Origin of the sequence: Pseudomonas azotoformans, from assembly GCF_001579805.1 — a bacterium.
GTDB lineage: Bacteria > Pseudomonadota > Gammaproteobacteria > Pseudomonadales > Pseudomonadaceae > Aquipseudomonas > Aquipseudomonas azotoformans_A.
Genome location: NZ_CP014546.1, coordinates 5,646,391 through 5,660,039, shown reverse-complemented (window position 1 = coordinate 5,660,039; position 13,649 = coordinate 5,646,391). Strand labels below are relative to the sequence as shown.

Below are 13,649 nucleotides of genomic sequence, written 5' to 3'. Positions count from 1 at the left end.
ACCCATGGGCCAGGACGTATTCCTGTCATTGATGAAACAGGCACTGATGACCGTGCTGATGCTCTCCGCGCCAGCGCTGGGCGTGGCAATTATCGTGGGGTTGAGCGTGGGCCTGTTCCAGGCGTTGACGCAGATCCAGGACCAGACCCTGCCGCAGGTGGTGAAGCTGGTGGCGGTGTTGCTGACCATCGTGTTCCTGGGCCCGGTCCTCGCAGGACAAGTGGCGGAACTCGGTGGCCAGGTGCTGGACAACTTCCCGATGTGGACGCGCTGACCGCCCATGGATGCCAGCCTGACCGCGCAGTTCCTGGAGGTCGCCTACCCGGTGATCAGCTCCGCCTCGCTCGCCGCCTGCCGCGCCATGGGCGTGGTGGTGATCACCCCGGCGTTCAACCGCCTCGGCCTCACCGGCATGATTCGCGGCTGCGTGGCCGTGGCCATTTCCATCCCGATGTTTTTCCCGGTGTTCGAAGCGCTGACCTCGATGCCTGAACACGGCAGCGTGTTTATCGCCGGGTTGCTGATCAAGGAGTTCCTCATTGGCATTTTGATCGGCCTGCTGTTTGGTATTCCGTTCTGGGCCGCTGAAGTGGCGGGGGAATTGATCGACCTGCAGCGCGGCTCGACCATGGCGCAACTGGTGGACCCGTTGTCGTCCGGGGAATCCAGCGTGATGGCGACGTTGCTGACGGTGATGCTGATCACGCTGTTCTTCATGTCCGGCGGGTTCATCCTGATGGTCGACGGGTATTACCACAGCTACCAACTCTGGCCGGTCACCTCGTTTACTCCGGTATTCGCCAGCTCGGCATTGCTGGCGGTGTTGTCGATCCTTGATCAGATCATGCGCGTCGGCGTGCTGATGGTCTCGCCGTTATTGATCGCGCTGTTGGTGACAGACCTGATGCTCGCCTACCTGTCACGCATGGCGCCAAACCTGCACATTTTCGACTTGTCGTTGCCGGTGAAGAACCTGTTTTTCACGATCCTGATGGTGATCTACATTGGCTTCCTGATTCCGATGATGCTTGATCAGTTGGCGGAGTTTCGCGGCACCGTCGAACTGCTCAAGACCCTGGCCGGCATGGAGTAGCCCATGGCCGATACCAGCGAAGAGAAATCCCAGCCGGCCACGGACAAGAAGCTCCAGGACGCGCGCAAGAAAGGCCAGGTCGCCAAGAGCCAGGACCTGGTGTCGGGCATGGTCATCCTGTTCTGCACGCTGTGCATCTCGATCCTCGCGCCCCGGGCCAAGGCCCAGGTCACGGCGCTGATCGACCTCACCGCACAGATCTACATCGAGCCGTTCGCCACGGTGTGGCCACGGGTACTCGACCATGCCGAGCAACTGGTGATCGGCATCACCTTGCCGGTGATGGCGGTGACCACTGGCGTGGTGATCCTGACCAACATCATCACCATGCGCGGCTTTGTGTTCTCAGTGGACCCGATCAAGCCCGAGTTCAAGCGCATCAACCCGGCGGAGGGCATGAAAAAGATCTTTGCCCTGCGCAACCTGGTGGAGTTCATCAAGGGCCTGATCAAGGTGCATGTATTGGCGATCGCGTTCTATGTGGTCGGCAAGCATGCGTTGCAGGCCTTGATGGAGTCGTCGCGTTGTGGCGCCGAGTGCATGGAATCGACCTTCTTCCTGGTGCTCAAGCCGCTGGTATTCACCGTGCTTTGCGCGTTCATCCTGGTGGGCGGGGTGGACGTGATGATGCAGCGCTGGCTGTTCGGCCGCGACATGAAGATGACCCGTAGCGAGACCAAGCGTGAACGCAAGGACATCGACGGCGACCCGTTGATCAAGAGCGAACGCCGGCGCCAGCGCAACGAGATGCAGGCCTTGGCCACCAAGCTGGGTTTGAACCGCGCGTCGATGATGATCGGCACCACCGACGGCTGGGTGATTGGTGTGCGTTATGTGCGCGGGGAAACGCCGGTGCCGGTGATTGTGTGCCGGGCCTCGCCGGAGGAGGCGCTGCTGATGTTGCAGGAAGCGTATGACCTGGGCATTCCCCATGCGCCGGACAAAGGGCTGGCGGCGGAGATTGCGCGCAAGACCGTGCCGGGTGATCCGGTGCCGGATGCGTCGTTCCAGGCGGTGGCGGATTGGTTGGTCGCGGCTCGGTTGATTTAGTGTGTTCAGGCGCTGGAACTGGAAGGAACACGCCCGCCACAGAGTTTTGCAGAACAGTCCAGGACACCTCAATCATGGCAATCGTCAGCATATCTGTGCAGCAAACATCCGGCGCGTACACTCGGCCCAACGACAATGGCTTCTCCCAGATGTCGGATTCACAACTGGCAAAAGAGTTTGGGAATAACTTTCCAGCCTTCAAGGACCCGAAAACCGGGAATGCAACCGCCGACAAGATCCGTGAGGTGGCTGGACGCCCGCTGACCGGGGATGCACAAAAGGACAAAGAGACCCAGCTGGCCCAGGAAGTCCTCAAGCGTGATCGGGTGCTTAATTCCCTCGACTCGGTGGATGACAATGGCAAGAGGGACGGCATCATCGGGCCCTGGAATCCCGGGATGGCTGCTGGCGCATTGTCGTCCAAACCGTGCAATTGCATTCAGTACGGGAATGCGCAGGTCTCCGCTCAGATTTATTACTGACCTTACGCCATTGGCTGCGCGCCCTAAAGTGTGCAGCCAGCGTGAGGGTGCCGGTCAGGGCTTGTCTACATCGTGGTATTCGCCGCCATACCCGTCGCCGACTCGCCAGATGATGTCGTGGTTGTCGTTGGTCCACTCCGACGGTTTCAGCGAGTACTTGTAGTCTTCCGAATTGCGGTTGTTGCCGTCGCCAATGTAATCCGGGTGATCGCGCCGATGATCGCCGCCACGGATACTCGAGCGCGCATCCCATTCTTCCTTGCGAAAGTCAAAGATGCTCTGGTCCTGTGGTGCATCGCGCTGGCCCCAGTCGGACAGGTAAGTCTGCAGCCACACATAAGCCTCATCGCCGTTCGGCTTGAGCAGCCCGTCCTGCTTGAAGTCCTGGATCTGGTCCCAGTTCTGCATCGAAATCTTGTGCAGCTTGTGCGACTGCACGGTGCTGAGGATGGCGCCGACAAACGACAACGCGCCGGAAATCAGGAAGCCCACCGGCCCGAGGAACGGAATGATGCGCCCGGTAACGCCGAGGGTGGTAAGCACACCGCCGCCTGCCGCGACCAGGCTGCTCACGCCACCGGCCATCGACAATGAACCCGAGGCGATTTTCACCGGATCTTTTTCGCGCACGCCATCCCGCAGGGTGAAGGCCGCCTGCACCACACTGATCACGCCGCCGGCGACGTCGGTGGCCATGCCAATCACCTTGATCGCACTGCTGGCGAACTTGGCGCCAAAGCCCGCACCGGCCACGCCGCCACGGCTGGCGATGCCTTTTTCGATGCCTTCCTGGACCTTCTTCGCGCCCTCATCGCTCCAGCCGCCGCTGTTGAGCACTTTGCCCACGTCCTTGCCGTCGTCCATGGCCTGGTCGACGATGTCGAAGTACTTCTTCTGCACCGCTTCGGCGTCCTTTGGCAGGGCGTGGTAACCCTCGCCGGGCTTGGCCCACAGGTCGGGCAGCGAGCGGTCGAAGCCCATCAGTTTGTAGGCGTTGGTGCCGCGCAGCTTGTCGTAGACCTTCAGGCCCAGGGTGGCGAAGTGGGAGCCGGTGCCGAGGAAACCGAGGAAGTCGTTGGCGATCCCCAGGCGTTTCATCGGCGTGTCGGCCAATTTGCCGCCTTGCCCCGCCAGTTGGTAGACGATCCGGCCCATGCCGATGGCGCCGCCCACCGAGCCGAGCACGCCGTTGTCCTTGAGGAAGGTCAGGTTCTTCACGAATGAACTGCGGTTCTCTTCGCTGAGGCTCGGCATAATCTCCTTGCTCACCGCGTGTTCGATGTCGCTGAAGCTGATCACGCCGTTTTTCTGCCAGGTGTCACCCAGTGAAATCATCGCCTTGCCGAAGTCGGCGGCGGCGCCTTTGTCCTTGAGCAACTGGTCGACGAACTTGGAATACACCCCCAGCGCCTGGCGCGGCAGGCCATCGGCACCGCCCTTGAGCATGGAAAGGATGGCCATGGTGTTGTCGGTGGTGGCCAGGGCGGTGTTGTCGTCGCTGATCTTGCTTGGGTCGTCCATCAGTTTTTCGACGGCGTCGGTGTAGCCGTCAATCTGCAGGTTTTGCAGGAAGTTGTCAGCCTTGGCCGGGTCGATGTCGGCCAGGGCGGTGTAGGCGGTCTGGATTTCCTGGGTGGCCAGCTCGGTCTTGCCGTCGTCCTGCAGGGCCTTGATGTATTGGGTGAAATTCTCCGAGGAGGTGCTGTCGATCAGCTTCTGATGCACCTCGTCGACCTTGGCCTGGCCGCCGTCGACTTTGCCCAGGGCCGCATCGTGGTTGGCCTTGATGTCGGCCTGGATAGTGGAGTCGCCCAGCAGTTCGCTGATGGTCTTGTCGATGGATTGGGTGTCGAAGATGTTGTCGCGCACATCTCGCGAGGTCACGTCGATGGGCGTGGTGGCGATGCCCTGGTTGCCGAAACCATGCTCGGGAATGATCGACATGCCGTTGTCGGCCATGCTCTTGGCTTCCACCGCGCGCAGGAACTTGGCGCGCGGGTCATCCTTGCCGATGCTGCCGTCTTTGACCCCGGCGCGGTAGCTGTCCACCAGGGTTTTCATCGACAGGTCCTGCACGCTCAACGGGTTGCCGCTTTCGTCTTTTTCAGTGGTGGCGAGGTTGTCGACGGACACGTCCTTGAGCGGCGGCAAGCCGTTGTCGGCGCGCAGTTTGTCGACGTCGGTGGTTTGCTGGGCGATGTCGGTGCGATAGCCGGAAATCTGTTCGAACATCTGCGGGTTGGTGTCTTCGCTGACGATGATTTTCTCTTCGGCGCCACCCGGTTTGTGTTGGGTGAAGGCGATCAACCCTGGGCCGTAATCGCCCGCGCCGCCGACGCTCATGATGTCTTCGGTGGACGCCAGGTAGGCGTCCGGCCCGGCCAGGCTGTAGCCGTCGCCCTTGGCTTTTTCGATACCGGCCAGGGTCTGGCCCTTGGTGGTGTAGGCAGCGAAGGCTTCCGGGGTAATGTCCTTGGACACCACCAGCAATTTGCCGTCGGCCTGGTTGACCACCAGGATGCCGTCCATGGGCGCGTCGACCTTGCTGATGTCACCCAGCTTGAGGCTGGCTTCGTCTTTGCGCAGCAGTTCCTGGCCAGGCAACGACTGCGCATTCTTGATGTAGTCGAACGCAGGGGTGCCTTCGCTTTTGTGCACCGCCTGCAGGAAGGTGTAGAGGCTGCTGCCGGCGTTGGGGTTGGGGTTGCTCAGGTCCGCGCCGGGCTGCGGCAGGGCGGCCTCGGACTGGCTGATCATGTATTTCTTGCCCTGGTGTTCGAACAGGATCACCCCGGACTTGGGGTCTTCGGACACCACTTTGAGCTGGCTGAAATCCAGGTCGCCGGGCAGGCGGGTGACCTCCTCAAAGCCCTTGGCCTTGCCGTCGTTGAGGGCCTCTTTGGTCACGCCGGCGTTATTGTAGCTGGCAAACGCCTCGGGCGTGAGCGATTCGGCGATCACCAGGGTCTGGCCGTTTTCCATCTCGACCTTGACGACCCCGTCCTTGGCTTCGCCCACCGACTTGATGTTGGCCAGGCGCACGGTGGGCTCGTCTTCGCGCAACAGCTGCTGGTCAGGGTTGCCCAGGGCTTCACGGATTGCCTTGCCGGCCGGTGTGCCCTGGGTTTCGGCCAGGGTGTGCAGCAGGTCGTAGAGCGGCGTGCCCTCATCCGGCCCACCTTGGTTGACCGGCGCCACGGCATGGCCGAAATGCAGGCCCTTGAGCAGGTCGAAGCCTTCCTGGACCTTGTCTGCGCCTTCGCGGGTGATCTTGAATTTGTTGCCGTCCTGCTCGAAATAGATCACCCCGGCGTCCTTGTCTTCGGACACCACCTTGAGTGTGTCGATATCCAGCTTGGCGGGCAGGGCGGTGACTTCCTTGTAGTCGTCCGGCTTGAGCTGTTGATTGCTGGCCCCGGTGGCCGCCAGGGTCTTGGCCTTGTTCAGCGCCGCATCAAAAACGCGCTCCGGCGCACGGGTTTCACTGACGCGGGGCGAAGCGGCTTTCTCGGGTCGGTTGATCATTCTTCAGTCCATGTGAGTGGGGGCGCACGAGGACTCGATAGTAGGCGTTGGCGGGGGGTAAAAAGACGGCTTTTGGCAAGATCGCACAAGCTTTCACAGCTGTGAAATACCCCTGTCATCTCTGTAGTGAGCGGGGTTGTTGTGGTGAACTGGGCAAGCCCGCTCACCACAACAAGCCCGCTCACTACAGAAAATCATTCCAGATTGACGTTTCTAGCGGTGCTGGAAGCGCGGCAGGGAGGCGATGCGCAATTTGGGCTCCTGAAGCCGCGCCAAATCCGTCGCAATCTGCGCCCGCCAAAAATGCGCGCCGGACAATTGCGCATCCACCCACGCCTGGCGCAGCAACACTTTGGCCTTGTCCACCGAGCCGAAGTGCGCCTGGCGCAGGGTCAGTTGTGCCTTGATGCGCAACATCTGCGGTGCGAACCAGCGTTCGTGGCGGCCGAGGGCCAGTTGCAGGGTGTCTTCCAGCACTTCCAGGGCGAGTTTTTCCAGGCCCAGGCGCGCCAGGCCCAGGGCGTATTCGCAGCGAAGTAGGCTGTAGAGCTGGCTGTCACCCTGGCCTTGCAGGTGATGCAGGGCTTCGCCCAGTTGCGGCACGCCGGCTTCGGGCGAGCCTTCGCGGATCAGCAGGATGCTTTCGAAGCACAGGCGAAATTGCCGCCAGATATGCAGGTCCTGACCGGTGGTGCTGCCTTGCAGCAACCCCAGGTAGTAGCGCACTTTCGGCAGGTTGGACGCCAGCAACGCCAAGGGGATCGCGCCCAGGCACAGCGTGTACCAGAGGGTCGCGGGGTGATCGAGGGAGATGGCTTCGTCGACGCACTGGCCGATCAGGCGCAGTGCCGGGTCGACATCGCCTTCGAGCAGCTGCACCTTGGCCTTGAGGCAGCGCGCGGCGATGCGTTGGTCGAAGTGCACGTCGATGATGTGCGAGCGCGGCGCCGACGGTGAGCCGAGCGCTTCGTCGATATTCTGCCTAGCGCCCAGCAGGTCACCCATGTGGAACAGCGCCACGGCGCGCATGCGCTTGCCGAGCAGTTGGTGGCTGCCGCTGCTGTTCAGGGCGATGTAGCGCTCGGCCAGTTCCAGCGCTTCGGTGTACTGGTTGCAGCCGCAGCGGTCGGTCCACAAACCCCACAACGCGCGCAATTTGTGCTCGGCATCACCGAGGTCGCGGGCGTCTTCGCGCACCTGGCGCCAGGCTTCGCGCATTTCGCTGCCGGTGCCGTAGGTGAGCATCAGCACACTGGCCAGGGCGGTCTGCAACAACATGCGCTGGCGCAACGGCAGTGGGACGAGGCCGTCGCTGGCCAGGCCTTTATCGACCCAGGTGCGGCACTCGCTGACCAGGGACAAACGCAACCACAGCGGCACGCCACCCAAGGTCAGTTCGATGCCCAATGCCAAGTCGCCGCTGGGCGAGTAGGCCCAGTCGAGCGCCGCACGGATGGTGTTGATTTCCGGGCCGTAGAGCGCCAGCCAGGTTTCCGGCGACAGGCCGTCCAGGGTCTGCCCGGCTTCCTGCAGCATGCCGAGGGCATAGCGTGCATGGCGTTGGCAGGTTGAGCGGGTTTCGCCTTGTTCGCTGAGTTTTTCCAGGGCGTAGGCGCGGGTGGTTTCCAGTAGGCGATAGCGTTTGAGCGCCTTGGACTCACCGGCGATCAGCAGTGACTTGTCCATCAGGCTTTCGAGCAGGGGCAGGGCGTTGCGCGGGTCGAGGCTGCTGCTGGCGGTCATCGACTTGACCGCTTCCAGGGTGAAGGAACCGGTGAACACCGCGAGCTGACGCAGCATCGCCTGTTCATCGCCACTGAGCATGGCGTAGGTCCAATCCAGGGTGGCGCTCAAGGAGCGATGGCGGGCGAGGGCGGTGCGTCGGCCAGTCATTTGCAGGCGGAAGCTACCGTCGAGCAGGCCCACCAGGTCCTGGATGCCAAAGGTGCGCACGCGGGCGGCGGCGATCTCGATGGCCAAGGCGTTGCTGTCGAGCTTGCGGCAGATCGCACAGACCGCCGCGACATCCGCATCACCGAACACAAAGTCGGGGTCGAGGGCGCGCACTCGCTCCACAAACAGGCGCACGCCGGACCAGGCGAGGGCTTCGTGGGCGCTGAGGCTGGCGTGTGCGTCGGGCACTTGCAGCGGTGCCAGGTCGTGCACCCGTTCACCGTCGGCGCGCAGGGGTTCGCGGCTGGTGGTCAGCACATGGCATTGAGGTGCGCTGCGCAGCAGGGTTTCCACGGCGTCGGCGGTGGCCGGCAGCACGTGTTCGCAGTTGTCCAGCACCAGCAACAGACGCCGGTTGGCCAGGCTGGCGGCCACGCCGTGCAGTGGGTCTTCGCTGACGGTCTGGATGCCCAGGGCGCTGGCGAGCATGCCGGCCACCCATTGCCCGCTGGTGGCGGGGGCCAGGTCGACAAAACAACTGCCCAGGTTGAGTTCACTGGCCAAGCGCTGCGCCACGGCCATGGCCACGGTGGTCTTGCCGATGCCGCCGGGGCCGGTGAGGGTGACGAAGCGCTGGCTCATGACCTGGTCGGCCAGGCTGGCGATCAAGGCGTCGCGGCCGATCACTTCAGCTGTCGACGTCGGCAGGTTGGGCTCATCCACCCGCACATAAGGCACCGGCAGGTGCTCTTCACCGGGAGCCAGTACCGTGACGGGCGCCACAAACCGATAACCCCGACCCGGCACCGTGACGATATAGCTGAAGTTGCCATCGTCACCCAGGGCCCGGCGCAATGCGACGATCTGCGCGCGCAGGTTGCATTCCTCCACCACCACCTTGGGCCAGGCGAAGGAGATCAGTTCGGATTTCTCCAGCAGTTCGCCGGCGCGGGTCACCAGGGCAATCAGCAGGTAGAGCGCACGGCTGCCGAGGGTCACCGGCTCGCCGTTGCGCAGCAATACGTGCTGCCTTGCCAGGAGTAGGAAAGGGCCGAAGCCAATGGTGCTGTCCGGGGTGGCCGGCGTGGGGTGGTCTGCGTCCAGGAAGGACACTGCGTGGTTCTTGCTCGAGCTCATCAAATCGTCCTTTTTATAGTCGGGCTTGTTTTCGGCGATCAGGCCGTTCGCCCTTTTTGGGGTGCAGATGTGCAGCAGCAGTCTTGGAAAGTTGATGTCGATCAAAAGGTCGGAAGGCCGCCCTCCTTTGGGGCGTGGTGGTTTTTATAGGTGGATCGCCGGCCATGCTTCAGGGGATGAGACTGTCTCAGAGCTGAAACATTTTATTACCAGAAACACGGATAAAGCAGAATGTATGCCAGTTGGCATGTAACAAACATGACAACAACCGTATGAAATTTATGGTGATTTTTGCGGTCGTCGGCGGCCCTTAAGAGCCTTCGTTCGGAAAGGCGAATATTTCTAATTGTGTCGTTCGGGATGCCGAATAAACCGCCGGGGTTTTGGCAATGTTTTATTGACTGTGTATCGAACTGTATCCCCGCCCCATCCTGATACACCCGCATGACGTTCTATCGCGTTCGCGACACAGACCGGATACACGCCTGGCTTTAACTCTGCACACCAGCTGGCGCAGGCGGTCACCGACCCCAAGGCGCCCTGGCCACACTCAGTCAAGCCAGGAGACTCACCCCATGAAGCGTCCTTACGCAGCCCTCGCGGCAACCCTCGCCCTGTCCCTCAGTGCCTTCGCGGCCGTGGCTCATGCCGATGAACCCAAGCCCCAGGAAAAATGCTTCGGCGTGGCCCTGGCCCGGTGCCAACGATTGCGCCGCAGGCGCTGGCACCTCGTGCGCCGCCACCTCCACCACCGACTACCAGGGCAACGCCTGGGTGCTGGTGGACAAAGGCACCTGCACCCAGATCAAGACCCCTAAAGGCTTCGGCAGCCTGACGGAGCAGCCGTGATCCAGCGCCTGCTCCCCGAAGCCCTGCTGTTGCTGGTGGCGCGGGTGGCGATTGCGGCGGTGTTCTTCCTGTCGGGGCGCACCAAGGTCACGGGCTTTCTTGAGCTCAAGCCGTCGACCTACACCCTGTTCCGTTCGGAGTACGCCTTGCCGTTGATCCCGCCGGACTGGGCTGCGCACCTGGCGACTTATGCCGAGCACCTGTTCCCGCTGTTGCTGGTGCTGGGCCTGCTGACCCGTCCGGCCGCCGCCGCGCTGCTGGGCATGACCCTGGTGATCGAGGTGTTTGTGTACCCCGCCGCCTGGCCGGTGCACCTGACCTGGGCGGGCTTGTTGTTGCCGCTGCTGGCGTACGGCGGTGGGGCCTGGTCGTTGGACCGCCTGATCTTGGGCAAACGTTCTTAACTTTGATGGAGATTTCCAATGCGTATGCTTTCTTCCCTGGCCATTGCTATGGCCCTGACTGTCCCGATGCTGGCCCAGGCGGCCGATGCTCCGCAGCCTGGCACCGGTAAAAGCGTGGTGATCGTGCCCGGTTCGTTTGTCGACGGTTCCGGCTGGCGTGTGGTGCACGACATCCTGATTCACAAGGGCTACAAGGTCACCGTGGTGCACCAGGGCCACGAGAGCCTGGCCACCGATGTGGCCGAGGCCCGCGAAGTACTGGAGCAGCAAGTCGGCCCGGTGGTGCTGGTGGGTCACAGCTCCGGTGGCGGGGTGATCTCGATTGCCGGCGACCGCGACAAGGTCAAGTCGCTGGTCTACGTCTCGGCGTTGCAGCCGGAAGTGGGCGAGAACATGGCCCAGTTGATCGGCTCGATGCCGGCGCCCAGCGATGACATCAAGGCCAGCCGCGACGGTCATCTGTTCTTCGACCGCACCAAATTCAACGCCGACTTTGCGGCCGACCTGACCACCAACCGCACCGACTTCATGGCCGCCTCCCAAGTGCCGGCGACCACTGCCTTGTTCGGCGGAACCGTGTGGGCCGCGGCCTGGCACAAAAAACCGACCTACGCCGTGGTCTCCACCGAAGACCGTGCCCTGAGCCCGGACCTGCAACGCTGGATGTACAAGCGCGCCGGTTCCAAGGTCACCGAAATCAAGGCCAGCCACTCGGTGTACATCTCCCAGCCTGAGGCTGTGGCGAAGGTCATCGAAGACGCTGCGTCCGTTATCAAGTAATTCACCCCAACCCCGGAGAAACACCCATGAACACTGCACTCAAATCCCGTCTGAGCCTCGCTGCCGCTGCTGCCCTGATCGCCATGGCTTCGGCTTCGTTCGCCACCGCTGCCAGCGCTGCTGATCAGCAGGAAAAACCCGGCCGCTGCTACGGCGTCAACACCTGCAAAGGCACAAGCCTGTGCGCCACCGCCAAGAACGACTGCAAAGGCCTCAATAGCTGCAAGGGCGAAGGCGTGATCGTCAAGACCCCGTCCGAGTGTCTCAAGGCCGGCGGCACCCTGACCGAACCGAAGTAATCCACCCGGCGGGCCCTGTGTGGGCTCGCCACTTATTCTTTGCGGAGATCCGCCATGTCGACATCCAACCCGCACTTTTCAGGCTACGGCCTTGGGCTGCGCAAGGAGCATTACTGCGACTTCCTGGAGACCTCGGTGCCCGTGGATTTCGTCGAGGTGATCTCCGAAAACTTCATGGTCGCGGGCGGTCAGCCCCGGCACATTTTACGTCAGGTGCGCGAGCGCTACCCGGTGGCGCTGCACGGTGTGTCCATGTCCATCGGCACCGCCGAAGGGCTGGACGGGGATTACTTGAAGCGCCTCAAGTCGCTGGTAGACGAGGTTGAACCGCTGTTCGTGTCCGACCACCTGAGCTGGTCGCGCAGCGGTGGCTTCAATTCCCATGACTTGCTGCCAGTGCCATACACCGAGGAGGCACTGGACCGGGTCTGCGCCAACATCCAGCAAGCCCAGGACGTGCTGGGCCGCACGATGTTGTTCGAGAACCCGTCGAGTTACCTTGCGTTCGAAGGCGCCTCCATGACCGAGTGGGAATTTATCGCGGCCATGGCCCAGCGCACCGGCTGCGAGCTGCTGCTGGACGTCAACAATGTGTTCGTCAGTGCCAGCAACCACGGTTTCGACGCCCAGGCGTTTCTCAAGGGTATTCCCGCCGAACGTGTGCGCCAGGTGCACCTGGCTGGCCACAGTCAAGGCCGTGACATCTTGATCGACAGCCATGACAGTCCGGTGTGCACCGGCGTCTGGGAGCTGTACGCCCAGGCCATGACCCGGCTGGGCCCGGTGGCGACCATGATCGAGCGCGACGATGAGATCCCGCCACTGGCCGAGCTGCTCCAGGAATTGGCCATGGCGCGCACGTTGGGAGCGCAACGATGAACCTGGCACAGCTACAACAGACCTTTCGCAGCTGGTTGGTGAGTGCGTCGGATGAATCCGCGCAGGCGATGGGCAATCATCACGCCGGCCTGGCGGTTTACCAGAACAACTACCGCGCGCAGTTGGTGGGTTGCTTGGAACAGGCGTTTCCCAACCTGCGCCGTTGGGTCGGGGAGGAGGCCTTCCTGGCGGCGAGCATCACCCATATCGACAACCATCCGCCCCACGCCTGGACGCTGGACGCGTATCCGGAGGGCTTCTACGCCACCTTGAAGGCGGTGTTCCCGCGCAACCCGGATGTGCATGAACTGGCCTGGATCGAGTCGGCCCTGAACGAAGCCTTTGTCGCCGCCGACGCACAGCCGTTGGCCCTGGAGGTCCTGGCCGAGCTGGATTGGGACACGGCCGTGTTGCAACTGACGCCGTCGTTGCGCTGCCATGCCCTGACCACCAATGCCGAGGCCATCTGGTCGGCGCTGTGGCAGGAAGCGACCGCGCCGGAAGCGGTGATGCTGGAACAGGCGGGTGGCTTGCTGGTGTGGCGACGCCAATTCACGTCGCGTTTGCGCCAGGTGGATGCGCTGGAACTACTGGCCGTGCAACAGCTACAGGCCGACGGCAGTTTCGCCGGGCTGTGTGAGTTCCTGGTGCAGCGCCTGGGGGAAGAAGCGGGTGTGATGCAGGCAGGGGAATACCTGGCCGGTTGGCTGGGCAGTGAATTAATAGTGGGAGTCCGTCATGTTTGATCGTCGTGGTTTTTTGCTGTTGGCAGCAGTGGTGATGGCCGCTCCGGCATTGGCCGTGCAGCAGGTGAGCACCGATGACGGTGAGATCCGTTATGAAGCGTTCGGGCCGGAGGAGGGCCGGGCGATCATCTTGCTGGCGGCGGATGTGAACGCTTTTGCCACGGTCAGCGGACCGTTGGCGGCCCAAGGTTTCCGGGTGATCGTCCCCAACCTGCGCGGGCAGGACGAGGCAGCGCAAGGCCAGGATGTGCTGGAGCTGATGAACGCGCTGCATATCCCCGAGGCGGTGTTGGCGGGTGTGGAGGTGGGTGGGCGCGTGGCCGTGCGTGCCGCTGGGTTGAAACCGAGTCGCTGTGTGGGCTTGGTCACCTTGAACAGCGCACCTCAGGCCGGTTTCGCCGAAGCGGTAGAGGTAATGGCCAAGACCGGGCACTGGCGAACATGAAAATACTGACAGCCAGCCAATCCAGCACTGAAAAAATTCGCCGCAGCCCTTAATCTAAACGCCTTTG

The 13,649-nt window shown here is 62.5% G+C and carries 12 protein-coding genes and 1 pseudogene; 11 read left to right on the top strand and 2 right to left on the bottom strand.

Translation table 11 applies throughout. The features are described from left to right. Positions 1-4: 4 nt before the first annotated feature. The 4 genes from AYR47_RS25915 (at position 5) to AYR47_RS25900 (ending at position 2,625) form a co-directional block, all read left to right on the top strand. The gene (locus tag AYR47_RS25915) at positions 5-274 is read left to right on the top strand and encodes an EscS/YscS/HrcS family type III secretion system export apparatus protein (RefSeq protein ID WP_016969171.1); all 270 of its coding nucleotides are present in this window, start codon (positions 5-7) and stop codon (positions 272-274) included. A 6-nt stretch (positions 275-280) separates the two neighbouring features. Continuing rightward, positions 281-1,093, top strand: a complete 813-nt coding sequence (gene sctT / locus AYR47_RS25910) for a type III secretion system export apparatus subunit SctT (protein WP_016978389.1) — start codon at positions 281-283, stop codon at positions 1,091-1,093. A 3-nt stretch (positions 1,094-1,096) separates the two neighbouring features. Then, positions 1,097-2,143 (top strand): EscU/YscU/HrcU family type III secretion system export apparatus switch protein, encoded by a 1,047-nt coding sequence (locus AYR47_RS25905; RefSeq protein ID WP_033901353.1) that lies wholly within the window; start codon positions 1,097-1,099, stop codon positions 2,141-2,143. Positions 2,144-2,217: 74 nt separating this feature from the next. After that, positions 2,218-2,625, top strand: coding sequence for a hypothetical protein (locus tag AYR47_RS25900; protein WP_061448928.1), 408 nt, complete (start codon positions 2,218-2,220; stop codon positions 2,623-2,625). A gap of 54 nt (positions 2,626-2,679) precedes the next feature. Here AYR47_RS25900 and AYR47_RS25895 read toward each other — a convergent pair whose 3' ends face one another. Together AYR47_RS25895 and AYR47_RS25890 are read right to left on the bottom strand one after the other, a co-directional pair. Beyond that, complete coding sequence (locus AYR47_RS25895; protein ID WP_061448927.1) at positions 2,680-6,150, bottom strand: hypothetical protein; 3,471 nt, start codon at positions 6,148-6,150, stop codon at positions 2,680-2,682. Positions 6,151-6,363: 213 nt separating this feature from the next. After that, entirely contained in the window at positions 6,364-9,180 is a 2,817-nt protein-coding gene (locus AYR47_RS25890; protein ID WP_061449485.1) for an ATP-binding protein, read from the bottom strand. Between the two features lie 575 nt (positions 9,181-9,755). Between AYR47_RS25890 and AYR47_RS25885 the strand changes: the two are divergent. The 7 genes and pseudogenes from AYR47_RS25885 (at position 9,756) to AYR47_RS25855 (ending at position 13,582) form a co-directional block, all read left to right on the top strand. Then, a pseudogene (locus tag AYR47_RS25885) lies at positions 9,756-10,029 on the top strand (BufA1 family periplasmic bufferin-type metallophore). After that, on the top strand, positions 10,026-10,433 hold the full coding sequence (locus AYR47_RS25880; RefSeq protein ID WP_033901356.1) for a DoxX family protein: 408 nt from the start codon (positions 10,026-10,028) through the stop codon (positions 10,431-10,433). Before AYR47_RS25885 ends, AYR47_RS25880 begins: the two are co-directional and overlap by 4 nt. 18 nt (positions 10,434-10,451) lie before the next feature. Continuing rightward, entirely contained in the window at positions 10,452-11,213 is a 762-nt protein-coding gene (locus AYR47_RS25875; protein ID WP_061448926.1) for an alpha/beta fold hydrolase, read from the top strand. 26 nt (positions 11,214-11,239) lie between these two features. Then, on the top strand, positions 11,240-11,512 hold the full coding sequence (gene bufA2 / locus AYR47_RS25870; protein WP_016979675.1) for a BufA2 family periplasmic bufferin-type metallophore: 273 nt from the start codon (positions 11,240-11,242) through the stop codon (positions 11,510-11,512). 54 nt (positions 11,513-11,566) lie between these two features. Then, positions 11,567-12,391: an MNIO family bufferin maturase gene (gene bufB, locus AYR47_RS25865; RefSeq protein ID WP_061448925.1), complete on the top strand. Its 825-nt coding sequence runs from the start codon at positions 11,567-11,569 to the stop codon at positions 12,389-12,391. Continuing rightward, positions 12,388-13,137, top strand: a complete 750-nt coding sequence (locus AYR47_RS25860; protein ID WP_061448924.1) for an HvfC/BufC N-terminal domain-containing protein — start codon at positions 12,388-12,390, stop codon at positions 13,135-13,137. The genes bufB and AYR47_RS25860 overlap by 4 nt, the downstream gene beginning before the upstream one ends. Then, positions 13,130-13,582: an alpha/beta fold hydrolase gene (locus tag AYR47_RS25855; protein ID WP_061448923.1), complete on the top strand. Its 453-nt coding sequence runs from the start codon at positions 13,130-13,132 to the stop codon at positions 13,580-13,582. Before AYR47_RS25860 ends, AYR47_RS25855 begins: the two co-directional genes overlap by 8 nt. Positions 13,583-13,649: the final 67 nt, after the last annotated feature.